General features: G+C 65.9%; 19 protein-coding genes and 1 riboswitch. Of the genes, 8 read left to right on the top strand and 11 right to left on the bottom strand.

Features of this window, described 5'->3' with window-relative positions:
- Positions 1-6 precede the first annotated feature (6 nt).
- Together PXD02_RS12250 and PXD02_RS12255 are read left to right on the top strand one after the other, a co-directional pair.
- Positions 7-1,107 carry a M4 family metallopeptidase gene (locus tag PXD02_RS12250; protein ID WP_275104145.1) on the top strand — a complete coding sequence of 367 codons (1,101 nt, stop codon included), beginning with the start codon at positions 7-9 and terminating at the stop codon, positions 1,105-1,107.
- A gap of 34 nt (positions 1,108-1,141) precedes the next feature.
- On the top strand, positions 1,142-1,423 hold the full coding sequence (locus PXD02_RS12255; RefSeq protein ID WP_275104146.1) for a protealysin inhibitor emfourin: 282 nt from the start codon (positions 1,142-1,144) through the stop codon (positions 1,421-1,423).
- A gap of 70 nt (positions 1,424-1,493) precedes the next feature.
- Here the strand turns inward: PXD02_RS12255 and PXD02_RS12260 are convergent, their stop codons facing one another.
- The 7 genes from PXD02_RS12260 to PXD02_RS12290 form a co-directional block, all read right to left on the bottom strand.
- Positions 1,494-2,552 (bottom strand): DUF475 domain-containing protein, encoded by a 1,059-nt coding sequence (locus PXD02_RS12260; protein ID WP_275104147.1) that lies wholly within the window; start codon positions 2,550-2,552, stop codon positions 1,494-1,496.
- An 83-nt stretch (positions 2,553-2,635) separates the two neighbouring features.
- The gene (locus PXD02_RS12265) at positions 2,636-3,598 is read right to left on the bottom strand and encodes a magnesium transporter CorA family protein (protein WP_275104148.1); all 963 of its coding nucleotides are present in this window, start codon (positions 3,596-3,598) and stop codon (positions 2,636-2,638) included.
- 130 nt (positions 3,599-3,728) lie between these two features.
- Positions 3,729-3,932, bottom strand: coding sequence for a CsbD family protein (locus tag PXD02_RS12270; RefSeq protein WP_275104149.1), 204 nt, complete (start codon positions 3,930-3,932; stop codon positions 3,729-3,731).
- Between the two features lie 74 nt (positions 3,933-4,006).
- The gene (locus PXD02_RS12275) at positions 4,007-4,954 is read right to left on the bottom strand and encodes a 2-hydroxyacid dehydrogenase (protein WP_275104150.1); all 948 of its coding nucleotides are present in this window, start codon (positions 4,952-4,954) and stop codon (positions 4,007-4,009) included.
- Positions 4,954-5,286 (bottom strand): tRNA-binding protein, encoded by a 333-nt coding sequence (locus PXD02_RS12280; protein WP_275104151.1) that lies wholly within the window; start codon positions 5,284-5,286, stop codon positions 4,954-4,956. The genes PXD02_RS12275 and PXD02_RS12280 overlap by 1 nt, the downstream gene beginning before the upstream one ends.
- Positions 5,283-6,098 (bottom strand): pyrroline-5-carboxylate reductase, encoded by an 816-nt coding sequence (proC, locus tag PXD02_RS12285; RefSeq protein ID WP_275104152.1) that lies wholly within the window; start codon positions 6,096-6,098, stop codon positions 5,283-5,285. The genes PXD02_RS12280 and proC overlap by 4 nt, the downstream gene beginning before the upstream one ends.
- 38 nt (positions 6,099-6,136) lie before the next feature.
- Complete coding sequence (locus PXD02_RS12290; protein ID WP_275104153.1) at positions 6,137-6,640, bottom strand: type III secretion system chaperone family protein; 504 nt, start codon at positions 6,638-6,640, stop codon at positions 6,137-6,139.
- A 202-nt stretch (positions 6,641-6,842) separates the two neighbouring features.
- Here PXD02_RS12290 and PXD02_RS12295 point away from each other — a divergent pair, with 202 nt between their 5' ends.
- From PXD02_RS12295 to PXD02_RS12305, 3 genes are all read left to right on the top strand, one after another.
- Positions 6,843-7,784, top strand: a complete 942-nt coding sequence (locus PXD02_RS12295; protein ID WP_275104154.1) for a threonine-phosphate decarboxylase — start codon at positions 6,843-6,845, stop codon at positions 7,782-7,784.
- Positions 7,785-7,855: 71 nt separating this feature from the next.
- The gene (locus tag PXD02_RS12300; protein WP_473092022.1) at positions 7,856-9,457 is read left to right on the top strand and encodes a transglutaminase family protein; all 1,602 of its coding nucleotides are present in this window, start codon (positions 7,856-7,858) and stop codon (positions 9,455-9,457) included.
- Between the two features lie 42 nt (positions 9,458-9,499).
- The gene (locus PXD02_RS12305) at positions 9,500-9,673 is read left to right on the top strand and encodes a hypothetical protein (RefSeq protein WP_275104155.1); all 174 of its coding nucleotides are present in this window, start codon (positions 9,500-9,502) and stop codon (positions 9,671-9,673) included.
- A 582-nt stretch (positions 9,674-10,255) separates the two neighbouring features.
- Here PXD02_RS12305 and PXD02_RS12310 read toward each other — a convergent pair.
- Genes PXD02_RS12310 through PXD02_RS12325 form a run of 4 tightly spaced genes read right to left on the bottom strand, consistent with a single transcriptional unit; the run spans position 10,256 to position 15,192 of the window.
- Positions 10,256-11,731, bottom strand: a complete 1,476-nt coding sequence (locus PXD02_RS12310; RefSeq protein ID WP_275104156.1) for a TIR domain-containing protein — start codon at positions 11,729-11,731, stop codon at positions 10,256-10,258.
- A 3-nt stretch (positions 11,732-11,734) separates the two neighbouring features.
- Complete coding sequence (lepA, locus tag PXD02_RS12315; protein ID WP_275104157.1) at positions 11,735-13,531, bottom strand: translation elongation factor 4; 1,797 nt, start codon at positions 13,529-13,531, stop codon at positions 11,735-11,737.
- 46 nt (positions 13,532-13,577) lie between these two features.
- On the bottom strand, positions 13,578-14,462 hold the full coding sequence (locus PXD02_RS12320) for a DMT family transporter (protein WP_275104158.1): 885 nt from the start codon (positions 14,460-14,462) through the stop codon (positions 13,578-13,580).
- Positions 14,455-15,192 (bottom strand): HAD family hydrolase, encoded by a 738-nt coding sequence (locus tag PXD02_RS12325; protein ID WP_275104159.1) that lies wholly within the window; start codon positions 15,190-15,192, stop codon positions 14,455-14,457. Before PXD02_RS12325 ends, PXD02_RS12320 begins: the two co-directional genes overlap by 8 nt.
- 37 nt (positions 15,193-15,229) lie before the next feature.
- Here PXD02_RS12325 and PXD02_RS12330 point away from each other — a divergent pair, with 37 nt between their 5' ends.
- The 3 genes from PXD02_RS12330 to PXD02_RS12340 all read left to right on the top strand — a co-directional run bounded on the left by PXD02_RS12330 (position 15,230) and on the right by PXD02_RS12340 (position 16,558).
- Positions 15,230-15,415, top strand: a complete 186-nt coding sequence (locus PXD02_RS12330) for a heavy-metal-associated domain-containing protein (protein WP_275104160.1) — start codon at positions 15,230-15,232, stop codon at positions 15,413-15,415.
- Between the two features lie 155 nt (positions 15,416-15,570).
- Entirely contained in the window at positions 15,571-15,873 is a 303-nt protein-coding gene (locus PXD02_RS12335; RefSeq protein ID WP_275104161.1) for a hypothetical protein, read from the top strand.
- 7 nt (positions 15,874-15,880) lie between these two features.
- Positions 15,881-16,558: an NAD-dependent deacylase gene (locus tag PXD02_RS12340; RefSeq protein ID WP_275104162.1), complete on the top strand. Its 678-nt coding sequence runs from the start codon at positions 15,881-15,883 to the stop codon at positions 16,556-16,558.
- 29 nt (positions 16,559-16,587) lie between these two features.
- Positions 16,588-16,778, top strand: a riboswitch (cobalamin riboswitch).
- Positions 16,779-16,833: the final 55 nt, after the last annotated feature.

Consider the following 16,833-nt stretch of genomic DNA (forward strand, 5'->3'; position numbering starts at 1 on the left):
CGCCTCATGTGCTTTTCGCTGACCGGTTCGCAGCACCCTTCGATCCAGTGCATCGTGCCGCCCTATATGCTGCGGGTGCTGGTCCTGCGCGGCGATGCCAGGATGGCGGAAATGGCGCGCACGCTGCTGAAGCAGACCGAAAAGCTGCGCGAGGAACGGGCGGAATTCACCCGCGCGGGCCTGCCCCCGGCCGAGGCCCCCGGCGGCGCCTATGCCTCCACGGCCGTCACCCCGGCCGAGGATCTGTGCTGCCCCGACCGCCGCATCCATGACGGCCAGTTCCGCGCCGCCCTGCCCGGCAAGCTGATCCGGTCGGAAGGCCAGGATCCCACGGGCATCGCGGATGCCGACACGGCCTATGACGCGGCGGGCCAGGTTTTCTCGCTGTTTGCCGAGGAATACGGCCGCAATTCCCTGGACGGCGCGGGAATGCCGCTGGTCGCCACCGTCCACCACCGGCGCGATTACAACAACGCCTTCTGGAACGGCGAACAGATGGCCTATGGCACCGGCGACGGCAAGGTGTTCCGCACCTTCCTGGAACTGTCGGTGATCGGGCACGAGATGGCGCATGGCGTCATCCAGCATTCCGGCGGGCTGATCTATGAAAACCAGTCCGGCGCGCTGAACGAAAGCATCGCCGACGTGTTCGGCTCGCTCGCGCTGCAACGGGCGCTTGGGCAAGAGGCTCATCAGGCCGACTGGCTGGTCGGGCGCGGCATCCTCGGCCCCGGCATCAACGGCGCGGCGCTGCGCAGCATGAAGGCGCCGGGCACCGCCTATTCCGACGACCTGCTGGGCGTGGATCCGCAGCCCTGGCACATGGATCATTTCGTGGCGACCAGCGACGACAACGGCGGGGTGCATATCAATTCCGGCATCCCCAACCACGCCTTCTATCTGTTCTGCGCCTATCTGGGCGGGCGGGCCTGGGAACTGCCGGGGCGGGTCTGGTATCGCGCGCTTCAGACCCTGAACAACCCGATGGCCAGCTTTTCCGACTGGGCCGACCAGACCATGGACGCCGCCATCGAACTGACCAGCCGCGGCAGCTATGAGGCGGTGATGCTGCGCCGCGCCTGGAAACTTGTGGGAATCGCCATCTGACCCTAGATTTCCCGCATCAGCGGGGAATCCGGCCATGATCATCGAAATCGCGGCGCAGGGCGGCTTTGGCGGCATCGCCGCCGCCAACCTGCACAAGACCATCGACGTGGCGGACCAGCCCGAACAGATGCGCCAGGAACTGTGCCACGCGTTCGAGCCTGACGAACTCGCCCGCCTGGCCAGCCAGCCCTGCGGCGACTGCGCCGACCGGCTGACCTATCGGATCACCGTAACCGAGGATCGCCGGACCCGCAGCTTCACCCTGCGCGAACAGCAGATCCCGCCCGACATGCTGGACCTGATCGACCAGATGTAGGACGGCGCCCCTTCATCTTGGCACAAATATCCCACGGGGGTCCGGGGGTGTGAAACCCCCGGCTTTGACCTCAGCGATGCGCCCCACGCTTGTGGCGGCGGTTCCACATCACCGAATTGACGAAGGCCGCCCCGATGAAGACCGCGCCCAGCATTCCGGTCACGACCTCGGGCAGATGCCACATGGTCTGGCCGAACATGATGATCGACAGGATCAGGATCGACCAGAAGGCGCCGTGTTCCAGGTAACGGAATTCGGCCAGCGTGCCGCGTTCGACCAGCATCACCGTCATCGACCGCACATACATCGCCCCGATGCCCAGGCCGATGGCGATCAGGAACAGGTTCTGAGTCAGGGCGAAGGCGCCGATCACGCCGTCAAAGCTGAAGGACGCGTCCAGAACTTCCAGATACAGGAACCCGCCCAGCCCCGCCTGGGCGGTGCTGTGGGACCGCTCTTGCGCCTCGCCCCAGCGGTCCAGCACATGGCCGAGCGCGTCCACCGCCAGGAAGGTCACGATCCCCCACATGGCGCTGAACATGAACAGGTGTTCGTCGCGCACCGGCAGCAGCCAGACGAAGACCAGGATGATGACCAGCACGAAGCCCACCTCCATCCCGCGCACCGATCCGCAGGCGCGCAGCGCGCGTTCGACCTTGCCGATCCAGTCGACCTCCTTGGACTGGTCGAAGAAGAAGGTCAGCGCGACCAGCATCAGGAAGGCGCCGCCGAAGGCCGCGATGGGCAGATGCGCCTCTTTGATCAGGCGGGAATATTCCTGGGGGTTGGTGGCGGCCAGCCTGATCGCGGCCCAGGGCCCGATCCCGGCGGCGATCACCACGATCAGCAGCGGAAAGATGACCCGCATCCCGAAGACCGCGATGAGGATCCCCCAGGTCAGGAAGCGGCGCTGCCAGGCGGGGGCCATTTCCTTCAGCTTGTTGGCATTGACGATGGCGTTGTCGAAGGACAGCGAGATTTCCAGGATCGCCAGCACCACCGCGATCATCAGGAAGGACACCGCGCCCGAGGCGCTGCCGGTAAAGCGATAACCCAGCCAGGCGGCCAGGACGACGCCCGTCGCCGTGGCGATGAATGGCCCACGAAGATAGGACAAGGACGAACGCATCGGGTTTCCCCCCTTTACGGACCGACCAATAGGCGGCTGGGGCTGGGGCGGCAAGGGCCTTTGCGCCGCCGGGGCTTCCGCCCCTACAGCCAGCGCTTCCATCGCAGCACCAGCCAGGTCGCCACCGCCGTCCCCGCCATCAGCAACAGCGCCATGGGATAGCCCCAGGTCTCGTCCAGTTCCGGCATCATCTCGAAGTTCATGCCATAGATGCTGGCGATCAGCGTCGGCGGCAGGAACAGCGCGGCCACCACCGACAGGATACGCACGGTGTTGTTCTGTTCCAGGTTGATCATGCCCAGCGTCGTATCCACCGCCAGGCTGACCCGAGACCCCAGGAAATCGGCATGGACCTCCAACGCCTGGACATCACGCAACTGGCCCTTGACCACCGGGCGCAGCCGCCCGGATTCGGGCTGTTCGTCGATGGTCGCGATATAGAAGGCCAGCATCCGCTCGATGGTCAGAAGCGACAGCCGCACGCGGGCCATGGCCTCGGCCTCGCGGCCCACCTGGCGCAGCGCGGCTTGCAGCCGGTCGCCCTGGCCGCGCGCGCTGCGGGTCTCGAAGATCGAGATGGTCGCCTCGTCCAGCAGCCGGCCCGATCCTTCCAGGATGTCGGCCAGCCGGGCGATGATCTCCTCGGCCAGGCCCAGGAACAGGCGGTGAGAGGTCGAACAGCCCAGCGTCGATCGTTCGCCGCGTTCGGGATAGGTCAGGAAGGGGCGCGGCGAATGGTGCCGCACCGTGACCAGCCGCCCCGGCGACAGGATGAAGCTGACCGGCATCGTCACGCGGTCGCCGTCGCCCCGTTCCCCCGGCAGGACGGCGGTCATGTAGTCCATCCCCTCCTCTCGATACAGGCGGTTCGAGATCTCGATCTCTTCCATGTCTGCCAGGGTGGGAACGTCCACGCCCAGTTCGCGCAGCAGCGCGGTTTCCTGCTTGCCGGGCGCGATCAGGTCGATCCAGATCGCCTCGGCCAAGAGGGCGTCCTTGTCCTGCCGGACGATGCGCCCGTTGCGGATGACATAGGAATACATCATGGCGGCGCTCCCGATCCTGGCCCGATCCGGGCAAACACCGCCTTGGTAGCCTGCCGCCAGCCAAAGAAAAAGGGTGCCCGGAAGGCACCCTTTCCCGTTCGGCCCGTGGCCGCCGTGGCCCGTCGCCGCCTCAGATAGTGCGGTCGCGGAAATGGTCGTCGATGTTGCGTTCGGCCTCGTCCTTGGTCCAGCCGTATTTTTCCTGCAACGTGCCGGCCAACTGGTCCTTGTTGCCGTCGATCCGGTCCAGGTCGTCGTCGGTCAGATCGCCCCATTTTTCCTTGAGCGAGCCTTTGACCTGTTTCCATTTCCCCTGGATGATATCCCAGTTCATGTCTGTCTCCTTTCGAAGCGAGTGATCTGGGGAATGAACATCCGGCTCCGCCGCAGGGTTCCCGCGCGCCTGCCTCAGTTCACCCGGTCGTGAGGGTCGCGCCCTTCGGCAAAGGCCGTCAGGTTGTCCAGGGCGCGCAGCCCCATGGCCGTGCGCGTGTCCTCCGTGGCGGTGCCCAGATGGGGCAGCAGCGTGGCGTTCGGGGCATCCAGCAGCGCCTGCGGCACCAGCGGCTCGCGTTCATAGACGTCCAGCCCCGCGCCCGCGATCTGCCCCGCGTTCAGCGCCTGGATCAGCGCGGCCTCGTCCACCACGTCGCCGCGCGCGATATTGACCAGATAGCCCCGCGGCCCAAGCGCCGCCATCTGCCGGGCGCCGATCAGGTGCCGGGTTCCCGCGCCGCCCGGAACGGCGACGACCGCCACATCGGCCTGTTCCAGCATCCCGTCCAGGTCGGCGATCCGGCGGGCCGGGAAATCCAGGTCGGCGACCGGGGACCGGTTGAAGAACACCACCTGCATCCCGAAGCCGAAATGGCAGCGCCGGGCGACGGCCTTGCCGATCCGGCCCATGCCGACGATGCCGACGGTGCGCCCGCTGACCTGGCCGCCCAGAAGCTGCGTCGGGTTCCACCCCCGCCACTGACCGGCGCGCAGGATCCGCTCACCCTCGGAGGCGCGGCGCAGGGTCATCAGGATCAGCGTCAGCGCGATGTCGGCGGTGGCGTCGGTCACGACGCCGGGCGTGTTGGTGACCACGACCCCCGCCGCCGCCGCGGCCGCCACGTCGATATGGTTATAGCCCGCCCCGAAATTCGCCAGGATCCGGCAGCGCGGGCGTCCCGCGAAGGCGGCGGCGGTGAAGGCGTCGCCCAGCGTCGGGATGATCGCGTCGTAATCGCGCAGCGCCTGCGCGGCTTCAGAGTCCGACAGCGGAGTATTGTTGCGGAAGGTGGCGTCGAAGCGGTCGCGGATCGCCTGGGTGGCCCGGTCGGTCATGGGCCGCGTGACCAGCAGCCGCATCAGAACAGCCGCCCGCCGTTCGGCACGTTCAGGTCGGGGCGGATCAGCACGACCTCTCCGTCCGGGTCGGGGACGCCCAGGACCAGAACCTCGGACCGGACGGGGCCGATCTGGCGGGGCGGAAAGTTCACCACGCACAGAACCTGCCTGCCGACCAGCCTTTCCGGATCATAATGCCGGGTGATCTGGGCCGAGGATTTGCGTTCCCCCAGCTCGCCCACGTCCAGCCACAGCTTGAAGGCGGGCTTCTTCGCCTCGGCGAAGGGCTCGGCGCGGGTGATGGTGGCGGTGCGGATGTCGACCTTCAGGAAATCATCGAAGCCGATCGTCATTGTGAAGCCTTTCCCAGTTCGCGCCCCCGTTCGGTGGCGGCAGCAATGGTGCGCGCCATCAGCGGCGGCAGGCCGGTAACCGGGTCCATCAGCACCCGCAACCCGGCGGCCGTGGTCCCGCCGGGCGAGGTGACGTTTTCGCGCAAGACCGCCGGATCCTCGTCGGCGTCGATGGCAAGCGCGCCCGCCCCGGCGACGGTCATGCGCGCCAGGTCCAGCGACAGCGCGGCGGGCAGGCCCTGCGCCTCGCCCGCGCGGGCCATCGCCTCGATCAGGTGAAAGACATAGGCCGGGCCGCTGCCCGACAGGCCGGTGACGGCGTCCATCTGGTCCTCGGACTCCAGGCGCACGACGCGGCCCACGGCCGCCATCAGCGTCTGGGCCAGATCCAGATGCGCCGGGATCGCCTGGCCGTTGCCGATCATCGCGCTGATGCCCTGGCCGATGGCGGCAGGGGTGTTGGGCATCACCCGGACGATGGGCGCGCCGGGAAAGGCGGCTTCGAAGGTGGCGAGGGTGGTGCCCGCCGCGACCGACAGCACCAGCGTATCGGCAAGGCGCGGCACGCCGCCCAGGGCATCGGCCATCATCTGCGGCTTGACGGCCAGCACCAGCACCGCCGGGTGGTCGGGCAGCGCGGCGTTCACCCGCAGCCCCTTGTCCTGCCATTCGGGCGCCAGCCGGGGGTCGATCACCGTGACCGCGCCGGGTTCCAGGCCGCGCGCCAGCCAGCCGCGCAGCATCGCGCCGCCCATCCGCCCGCAGCCGACCAGCACCAGCCCGCGCCTGTTGATATCGTCGAACTCGCCCATCCGGCCCCCCCTTGTCTCTTGCAGCGGGGCCGCGCCCCTTATGCCCGTCCGTAGGCCTCGCCCAGGGCGATGTCCAGTGCGGCGGCGGGGGTGCTGTTGCCCCAGGCAACCAGCTGGAAGGACGGATAGAACCGTTCGCAGCCCAGCAGCGCGCTGCCGATCATCTGGTTCACCTGCTCGGCCGAGGCCACGGCGTCGCCGCCCAGCACCAGGCCATAGCGCCAGACCATCAGCCGCTGCTTGGACCAGAAGGTGAAGCCGCCGTCCCAGACCTGATCATTGGCCAGGTTCAGCGTCTCATAGATCAGCGGCAGCCGGTCGGCGGGCGGGTCCAGGTCGAAGGTGCAGATCAGGCGCAGCACCTCTTCCCGAGGGGACCAGGCCAGCGTCAGGGTATAGCTGCGCCACTGCCCCTGGACCGTCATGACGATCTGGTCGTCGGCCAGGCGGTCGAAATCCCAGTCGTGATGGGCGGCGACCACCTCGACGATGTCGATAGGATGAATCTCATCGGTCGGAATCACTGCTTCCGTTTGCGCCATCTCGTATCCTGCCTCGGACGGGACGCGATACGATGCCGCTGTCCCTTGTGCGTGAAACAAGACCGGGCGGGGTTGCCCGGATGTTCCTACAGCATATCGTGGTCATGATTTTGCCCGCTGTAAAGCAAAATTCCCGAAAGATTGCGGAAAACATGCCGATTGGCTAAATAGCGCCAACCGATCCCCAAGACAGGCGAAGGCCATGCAAGACGGTCCCGGCGGGGATATCGACAAGGCGGCCGCGCAGGGCTGGATCGACCTGTCCGGGGCGGTCAACCGCCGCCCCTGGCCGGGGGGCGCGAATCCCGCGGCCGGATCGCAGGGCCGGCTGGCGCGGGCCGCGGCGGACTGGCTGGGCTGCGATCCCGCGCAGGTCGTTGCGGTGGCGGATGCGCGCGCGGCGATCCTGCGCCTGCCGCCCGGCCGGGCGGCGGTGCTGGCGGGCAGCGATGCCAGCGATGCCAGCGATGCGGTGCGCCTGCGCGCGGCGGGCTGGCAGGTGGCCCAGGTCGCGGAGATCCGCGACATGGTGGGCGCCGACCTGGCGGTGGTGAGGAACCCGGACGATGCCGATGGCCGGGAATGGCGGCCCGAGGCGCTGTCCCGGCTGGCCCGCCAAGTGGGCCATCTGGTCCTGGACGAAAGCCTTGCCGATCCGCGCCCCGACCTGTCGCTGGCCCCTGCCCTGCCCGCCAATGCGCTGATCCTGCGGGATCTGTTTCCGTTCTGGGGCCTGCGAGGGCTTGGCCTGGTGCTGGCGCACCCTGCCCTTCTGGACCGCCTGTCCGATCGCCCGCCCCCCGATGATACGCCCCCCGGTGGCACGGCCCCCGATGGCACGGCCCTGGCGCTTGGCGCCCAGGCCCTGGCCGACCGGGGCTGGGCCGACCAGACGATCCTGTATCTGGCCGAGGCCGCGTTGCGCCTGGACCGGCTGGCCGTGGCGGCGGGATGGCGCCCGGCGGGCGGCACGCATCTGTTCCGCCTGTACGACAGCGGCGATGCGGCGGCGGCGCAGGACCAACTGGCCCGCGCGCGGATCCGCCTGCATCGGCCCGCCTGGCCGGACTGCCGCCTGCGGCTGGGCATCCCGGCCGATCACGCGGAATGGGACCGCCTCTCCGCCGCCCTGCGCGAATTTTAGGCAACGGTTCCGCAAGACCTCGCGCCCCGGACCGCATTGTGTAAGCTGCGGGAAAGACCACGGGGACGCCCATGTCGATCAAGGCCAGCATCTATCACCTGACGCATTACCGATACGACCGTCCGGTGATCCTTGGCCCGCAGGTGATCCGGCTGCGCCCCGCGCCGCATTCGCGCACCCGCGTGATCTCCCATTCGCTGAAGGTCACGCCCGAAGGCCATTTCGTGAACCACCAGCAGGATCCCTTCGGCAACTGGCTGGCCCGCTTCGTCTTTCCCGAACCCGTCCGCGAATTGAAGATCGAGGTCGATCTGACAGCCGACATGACCGTCTACAACCCCTTCGACTTCTTCGTGGAAGACAGCGCCGAACACTGGCCCTTCGACTATGCCCCCGACCTGGCCGAGGAACTGGTCCCCTATCGCGCCGTCGAACCCGCCGGGCCGTTGCTGCGCGCGCTGCTGGACGCGGTCCCGCGCGACCGCACCCGCACCGTCGATTTCGTGGTGGCGCTGAACGCGCGCATCGCAGGCGAGACCGCCTATACCATCCGCATGGAACCCGGCGTCCAGACGCCCGAGGAGACGCTGGCCCTGCGCAGCGGATCCTGCCGCGATTCCACCTGGCTGCTGGTCAACGCGCTGCGCCGGCTGGGCTTTGCCGCGCGCTTCGTGTCGGGATACCTGATCCAGTTGAAACCGGATCTCCAGGCGCTTGACGGTCCCTCGGGCACCGCTCACGACTTCACCGACCTGCACGCCTGGGCCGAGGTCTATCTGCCCGGCGCGGGCTGGATCGGGCTGGATCCGACATCGGGCCTGCTGGCGGGGGAAAGCCATATCCCGCTGGCCGCCGCGCCCCATTACCGCAGTTGCGCGCCGATTTCCGGCGCCGCCAGCTTTGCCGAGGTCGATTTCACCTTCGACATGCAGGTCCGCCGCGTGGCCGAACATCCGCGCATCACCAGGCCCTTCAGCGACGACGCCTGGGCCGACCTGAACCGCCTGGGCCATCAGGTCGACGCCGCCCTGCGCGAGGGCGACGTGCGCCTGACCATGGGCGGGGAACCGACCTTCGTGTCCATCGACGATTTCGAAAGCCCGGAATGGAACACCGATGCGGTCGGCCCGACGAAACGCGGCCGCGCCGATGTGCTGATCCGCAAGCTGCGCGACCGCTTCGCGCCGAACGGGTTCCTGCATCACGGCCAGGGCAAGTGGTATCCGGGCGAGACGCTACCCCGCTGGACCTTCTCGCTGTATTGGCGGCGCGACGGCCAGCCGGTCTGGCAGAACCCTCACCTGATCGCGCGCGAAACCGGCGGCGGCGCGGCGGCGACGCCCGTGCAGGCGCAGGATCTGTTGCGGGACATGGCCGCCGAACTGGGGGTTTCCGGCGACAACGTGCTGCCCGCCTATGAGGATCCGGCCGAATGGCTGCTGCGCGAGGCCAGGCTGCCCGCCAATGTCACGCCGGAAAACAGCGAACTGGCCGACCCCGAGGCCCGCCACCGCATCGCCGCCGTCTTCGACCGCGCCGGGCGGGCGAGGGGATCCTCTTCACCCTGGATCCCGCGCGGCAGGCCGAGGGCGCGGGCCTGTCGCAATTCGGCAGCGGGCCGCGCGATGGGTCGATTCCGGTCGGCATGGCGGTGGGCAGTTTCTGCCGGGTGATGATCTTACCGTTTTTCGACTGATCTTTCACAGGAGACACCCATGAAGAACCCCTGGATGAGCGCGTGGCTGTCCGCCGCCAACAGCGCGACCGGCGCGGCCAAGGGCCAGATGATGGCCGAGATGAGCAAGGCGCAGACCCGGATGATGCGGGACTGGCAGAAGGCCTGGGCCGAGTCCTGGCTGCGGATGTGGGGGATCGGTCCGCGCAAGTGACGGCGCGTCCGGCAACCCCCTGTTAAGTTCTGCCTGCGATGATGGGGGATGCCGCGCTATCTCCGCGCCCGTTTGTCCGATGTGCCGGTGTTCTTCACCGTTGCCCTGGCGCAGCGTGGGGATGGCTGTTGGTGGATCAGGTCGAGGCACTGCGAGGGGCGGTGAGGATGACGCGGGCGGAACGGCCGTTCGGGGTGGAACCCCACCCTACGGTCGGCGTCCAAGGTGGCGAGGGGGACGCGGGCGTTTGGCAGCGGCGGTTTTGGGAGCATCATCTGCGGGATGAGGCCGATTGCGCCGCGCATATGCGGTATTGTTGGGTCAATCCGGTGAAGCATGGGTTGGTGGCCCGCCCCAAGGATTGGCCGTATTCGTCGTTTCACCGCGACATGGCGGCAGGCCGGGTGGATTGGGCAAGCCGCCTCTGCGCCCCGTAGGGTGGGGTTTCACCCCACCACGGCCCAGTGACGGGCCATGTGTCGGTTGAGGATCGTGAGGCGTAGGGTGGGGTTTTACCCCACTGTTTAGTAGCGGAAGCGTGGGAACGGTGGGGTGGAACCCCGTCCTACGCTTGCTGAGCCGTCATACTTCCAAACGTGCTGCTATTCGAAGCACTATGTCATCGATAATCTCGTCCCGTTGGGCATCAACATCTCCTTTAAAATTGAACCTGATCGAGTTGATGTCATTAGGAATGCCTGGGAATATGCTATCATCCAAGCGAACAGGAATTACCTCGGAGTTTACAACACGATGTCGGAAGCAATCTCGCTCAAAAGTTGGCCATATTTTCTCTAGATGCCTCTTATCAAGCAATGCCACAACCAGCCGAGATTTTGCCGCAAACTTTTCGGAGAATACGGCGTGCCATGCCCCACCAAGATAATTGTCTTCGTAGTGTCTGTCGTAGAAGACACCAATATCTAGAACACCAAGTTGCTCAGATATAAACTGGGCAAGTGCACGGTTTTCTCCAGCAAAAGATATGGCTATATCGTGTTCGTAGTCGTTTGCCCCATTGCGAAAACCAGCTCGCCTTCTAAGATCATCCCAATCTAAATTTTGAATATAGAAAAAGAGAGCGGGATCTTCAATAGCAAAGTTTTTTGTTCTTGAATTATAGTAGAAAAATTCAGCGCAAATTGGCTTTGAGGCTAGCAGTGCAGGAAGCCGCACATCCTTGACGTTATTAATACTTCCTCGCACATCAGGATGAGCGTTTGCAAGCTCATTCAAATCGACACTGGATATTCCTTGTTCGCCGACCAAGCGCAATAACTTAAAATATGGATCATTCGTCGGCCTAAATTTTGCGCCTCGGCAAAACTGCCTTACTGCATCATCATAAGTGTGCTGAAGTGCTTGAACGACTCGATGTCGAACGCTCGGCATATCGAGATCAATCGGCTTAAAATCCAAAGAAGTCTCTGTTACATTGGCAGCAACACAAGCTGTCTTGGCTAGCTGCTGAGCAAGCCAATAATCTCCTCGACTTGCTTCAAAGATTTGCGCTGCATCAACAAAGCGGATGTTTAGTGCTTGACACCCCGCGTTTACAAGGGCGGCAATTGTTTCCCTCGATCCCGGTTGGATTCGATGAATGCCTATCCGCTTTGCGATGTCATGAACCAACTCAATCAAGTCAGCGCCGACATTGTTTATTCCAATTATTACTATCTTTGGAAACTCAGTTCTATCATCAGCTTCAGCGATAACCTTAGCGATGTTTGCGAGCCGCTCCTTTTCTACTTCTGGAAGCCGATGAAAGTCGTCTATGATGAAAGTTTTGTTGCCGCTGTCGAGCGATATTGCTTCAATCTTACTAATATCTTTCGGATTTCTAGGCGTAAGCAAAACGGCTGCACCAGCAGGGTCAATCTCCGCAATAATTTTTTTGACTGCGGTGGTCTTACCAGTCCCGGACTGCCCCTCAACAATAACCGGCTTTCCTGGCCGACGTATGTCGACAAGAATTTCCCCATAGTTTGGCGGGCGCACAAACGTGTGCTCGGGAACCCCCTCAGTAACAAATACGTCCTCTACACCGTAAATTTCCATCCCTCACTCCATCTTCAACGCCTGAATAAACGCCGTCTGCGGAATCTCCACCTTCCCGAACTGGCGCATCTTCTTCTTGCCGGCCTTCTGCTTCTCCAGCAGCTTCTTCTTGCGGGTCGCATCCCCGCCATAGCACTTGGCCGTCACGTCCTTGCGCATCGCCGACAGCGTTTCGCGCGCGATCACCCGTGCGCCGATGGCCGCCTGGATCGGGATCTTGAACATGTGCCGGGGGATCAGTTCCTTCAGCTTTTCCACCATCACCCGGCCGCGCGCCTCGGCGCGGTCGCGGTGGACCATGATCGACAGGGCGTCCACGGGCTCGTCGTTCACCAGGATCGACATCTTGACCAGGAAATCCTCGCGGTATTCCGAAATCTGGTAATCGAAGCTGGCATAGCCCTTGGTCACCGATTTCAGCCGGTCGTAGAAGTCGAAGACCACCTCGGCCAGCGGCAGGTCATAGACGACCATGGCGCGGTTGCCCGCATAGGTCAGGTCCAGCTGGATGCCGCGGCGGTCCTGACACAGCTTCAGCACGTCGCCCAGATATTCATCGGGGACCATGATCGTCGCCTTGATGCGCGGCTCCTCGATATGATCGACATGGGTCAGGTCGGGCATGTCGGCGGGATTGTGCAGGTCGCGCACCTCGCCGTCGCGCATGTGCAGCTTGAAGACGACCGAGGGCGCAGTGGTGATCAGGTCCAGATCGTATTCGCGTTCCAGCCGGTCGCGGATCACCTCCAGGTGCAAAAGCCCCAGGAAGCCGCAGCGGAAGCCGAAGCCGAGCGCGGCCGAGGTTTCCATCTCATAGCTGAAGGACGCATCGTTCAGGGCCAGCTTCTCGATGGCGTCGCGCAGGGCCTCGAAATCGTTGGCGTCGACCGGGAACAGCCCGCAGAAGACCACCGGCTGGGCGGGCTTGAAGCCGGGCAGGGCGGCGGCCGCGCCCCGCTTTTCATGGGTGATGGTATCGCCCACGCGGGTGTCGCGGACCTGCTTGATCGAGGCGGTGAAGACGCCGATCTCGCCCGGTCCCAGTTCGGGGATGTCGACCATCTGCGGGGTCAGCACGGCCAGCTTGTCGATGCCGTAGATGGCGCCGGTCTGCATCATGCGCACCCGGTCGCCCTTGCGGATGATGCCGTCCATGACGCGGATCATCACCACGACGCCCAGATAGGCGTCATACCAGCTGTCGACCAGCATCGCCGTCAGCGGCGCGTCGCGGTCGCCCTTGGGCGCGGGCAGGCGGGTGACGATGGCCTCCAGCACGTCCGGGATGCCGAGGCCGGTCTTGGCGGAAATCGGGATCGCGTCGGACGCGTCGATGCCGATCACCTCCTCGATGTTGGCCTTGACGCGTTCGGGTTCGGCGGCGGGCAGGTCGATCTTGTTCAGCACCGGCACGATCTCGTGGCCCGCGTCGATGGCCTGATAGACATTGGCCAGCGTCTGCGCCTCGACCCCCTGGGACGCATCGACGACCAGCAGCGAGCCCTCGACGGCGCGCATCGACCGGCTGACCTCATAGGCGAAGTCGACATGGCCCGGCGTGTCGATCAGGTTCAGCACATAGGTCTGGCCGTCCTTCGCCGGATAGCTGATGCGGACGGTGTTGGCCTTGATGGTGATGCCGCGTTCCCGCTCGATATCCATGCTGTCCAGCAACTGGGCCTTCATGTCGCGTTCGGCGACGGTGCCCGTCAACTGGATCAGCCGGTCGGCCAGGGTGGATTTGCCGTGGTCGATATGGGCCACGATCGAGAAATTGCGGATCAGGGAAAGCTGGGTCATGGCCGGGCTATACAAGGGGGAAACGCCCGCGGGAAGAGGGTTTGGATCAGGGCGCGGCGGCCAGGACCGCCTGCCGCCGCCGGGCTTCGCGCCACATGGAATAGATGCCCGCCCCGGCGATCAGCGCGGCCCCCGTCAGCGTCAGGGCATCGGGGCGTTCGCCGAACAGCGTCACCGCCAGGATCAGCGCGAACAGCAGCCGGGAATAGCGGAACGGCGCGATGACCGCGATCTCGGCGATGCGGGTGGCGATGACCATGGTGATATAGCCGAGGATGCCGAAGCCCAGCGTCGTCACCATCAGCGCGCCCTGCCCCGGCGTGGGCACGACCGGCGACTGTCCGCCCAGGACCAGCAGCACCAGCCCGGCGATGCCCATCGACCCGAAGGCCCCCGCGGACAGCAGGCCCGACCCCACCTCGGGCGGCAGGCGCCGGGTGATCAGGTCGCGCACAGCCAGCGTCATCACCGCGATCACCGCGAAGATCGAGCTCATCTCGAAGGACGCGGTGCCCGGCTTCACGATCAGCAGCACCCCGCAGAAGCCCACCGCGATGGAGCACCAGCGGCGCCAGCCGACCCGTTCGCCCAGAAACAGCGCCGCGCCCAGCGTCATCAGCAGCGGCTGGGCCTGAAGGATGGCCGAGGCGATGGACAGATCGCCCGTGGCAAGCGCGGTCACGAAGGTGATGGCGCAGACCCCCTCGCACAGGTTGCGAAGCGCCACCTGCGGGCGCAGCAGGATGCGCGGGTGCAGCCCCTCGCCGCCAAGGGCGATCCACAGGCCGAACACGACCATGCCGGAAAACCCCAGCATGGCCAGCAGTTGCCCGGTGGGGATGCCGCCCGACAGGCCCTTCAGCAGCGCGTCCTCGGCCGCGAAGGCGCCCATCGCCAGGACCATCAGCAGGGCGGCGCGCAGGTTATGCATGGCGGGACTCCAGCCGGTCGATCAGGGCGGGCAGATCGGCGATGGTCTCCAGCCGGTGCGCACGGGGATGATCGGGCGCCTCGGCCTGTTCGACGGCCCAGGTCAGGTCATGGGGGATGAAGACGCCGTGCCCGCCCAAGGTCACGACCGGCAGCACGTCGCTTTTCATCGAATTGCCGACCATCACGAAGCGGTCGGGCGCGACACCGGCGCGAAACAGGATGCGAGAATAGGTCTCGGGGGACTTGTCGGCGAGGATCTCGACGGCCTCGAAGCGGTCTGCCAGCCCGGATGCGGCGATCTTGCGTTCCTGGTCGATCAGGTCGCCCTTGGTGATCAGGATCAGCCGCCGCCCGTTCAGCGCGTCCAGCGCCTGCGCAACGCCCGGCAGCAGATCGACCGGATGGGCCAGCATCTCTTGCCCCAGTTCCAGGATCCGGCCGATGGCGCACCCGTCGATGCGCCCGTCGGTCAGTTCGATGGCGGTCTGGACCATCGACAGCATGAAGCCCTTGATGCCGAAGCCGTAACGGGCCAGGTTCGCGCGTTCCACGTCCAGCAGGCGGCTGGCGATGTCGGCGCCTTCGGCATGATCGCCCAGCAGCGCCACGAATTCGCCTTCGGTCACGCGGAAGAACGTCTCGTTTTCCCACAGGGTGTCGTCGGCATCCAGTCCGATGGCCTCGATCATCGCATCCCCCGTCTTGCCGTCGCCGTCATGCAGGACCATGCTGGCGCCAGCTTGTCAAACCCCCGAAAGGATTGCCATGACCTTCACCGTTCCCGACATGACCTGCGGCCATTGCAAGGCCGCCATCGAAGCCGCCATCGCCGAGGCGGGCGGCCGCGCCACGGTCGATCTGGCGCAGAAGACCGTCGCGGTGGACGGGCTGGACGCCGACCGCGCGGCACAGGCGATTCGCGGCGCCGGATACGAGGTCGGCCCCGCCTGACAGACGCAACGCCTTGACGCCGCAGGCGAAGGCGCCGCACAGCGCCCGATTGAGCGGGCGGGCCCTTTCTGATACCGTCGCGGACGGACGGGCCGTTACAGACCGGGACAACCGGCACCCGCCCTCGCAGACAAGGCAAACCGAGGAGACAGTTCATGCTCAACCGCATCGTCATTGCGGCCGCGGCCATCATGATGACCGCGCCGCTGGCCGTCGCCGGTCCCATCGACAGCGCCTGCGTCCGGTCCGACCGCGCGCGCGGCAATGCGCCGCTATGCGGCTGCATCCAGCAGGTCGCGAACCAGACCCTGTCGCGGTCCGACCAACGCCGCGCCGCCTCCTTCTTCCGCGACCCGCACGAGGCGCAAGAGGTCCGGATGTCGAAATCCAACGCCGACAACGCCTTCTGGGCACGCTACAAGCGGTTCGCGTCCCAGGCCGAGGCTTATTGCCGGTAAGCCTGCATTGCGTATCACCGTCCTGACCGGCGCGGGCATTTCCGCCGAAAGCGGGCTGGCGACCTTCCGCGCCAGCGACGGCTTGTGGGAAAACCACCGGGTCGAGGACGTGGCGACGCCCGAAGGCTTTGCCGCCGATCCCGACCTGGTGCATCGCTTCTACAACATGCGCCGCGCGGCGGCGGCGGCGGCGCAGCCCAATCCGGCGCATCTGGCCCTGGCCGATCTGGCGCGGCGGCACGACCTGACGCTGGTCACGCAGAATGTCGACGACCTGCACGAACGCGCGGGCAGCCCGGACGTGATCCACATGCACGGCAGCCTGACCGGCGCGCTGTGCGCGGCCTGCGGATATCGCTGGCCCGCGCCGCCGGTCATGTCCCCCGCCGACCCCTGCCCCGCCTGCGCCCGCCCCGCAACCCGGCCCGACATCGTCTGGTTCGGGGAAATGCCCTATCACATGGAACGCATCTGGGACGCGCTGGAAAGCGCCGAGCTGTTCGCGGCCATCGGCACCTCGGGCAATGTCTATCCGGCGGCGGGCTTTGCCCAACATGTCCGGCGGCGCGGCGTCGAATGCGTGGAACTGAACCTGGATGCCAGCGCCAATGCGCGCGACTTCCACCGCCGCATCACCGGGCCCGCCAGCCGGACGGTGCCGGACTGGGTGGCCTCGCTGGGCTGATTGCGCTTGCCTGCGCGCCGGTCCCTGGGCTATGGCAGCGATGCCTCGGTTCCGGGCCTCAAACCCGGTTAAAAGGGAACGCGGTGAAAATCCGCGACTGCCCCCGCAACTGTCAGCGGAGAGCCGGGCCGGACAACGCCACTGGTCCCAGAGGGACCGGGAAGGCCCGGCCAAGCCTTGACCCGCAAGTCAGGAGACCTGCCGAACGCGATCACCCTGACGGCGTGCGAGGGGCGCGCCGGAAACGGAAACTTCCGTCGTGGTGGTGTCGCTGT

It is taken from the genome of Paracoccus sp. S3-43, from assembly GCF_029027965.1.
Classification (GTDB): domain Bacteria; phylum Pseudomonadota; class Alphaproteobacteria; order Rhodobacterales; family Rhodobacteraceae; genus Paracoccus.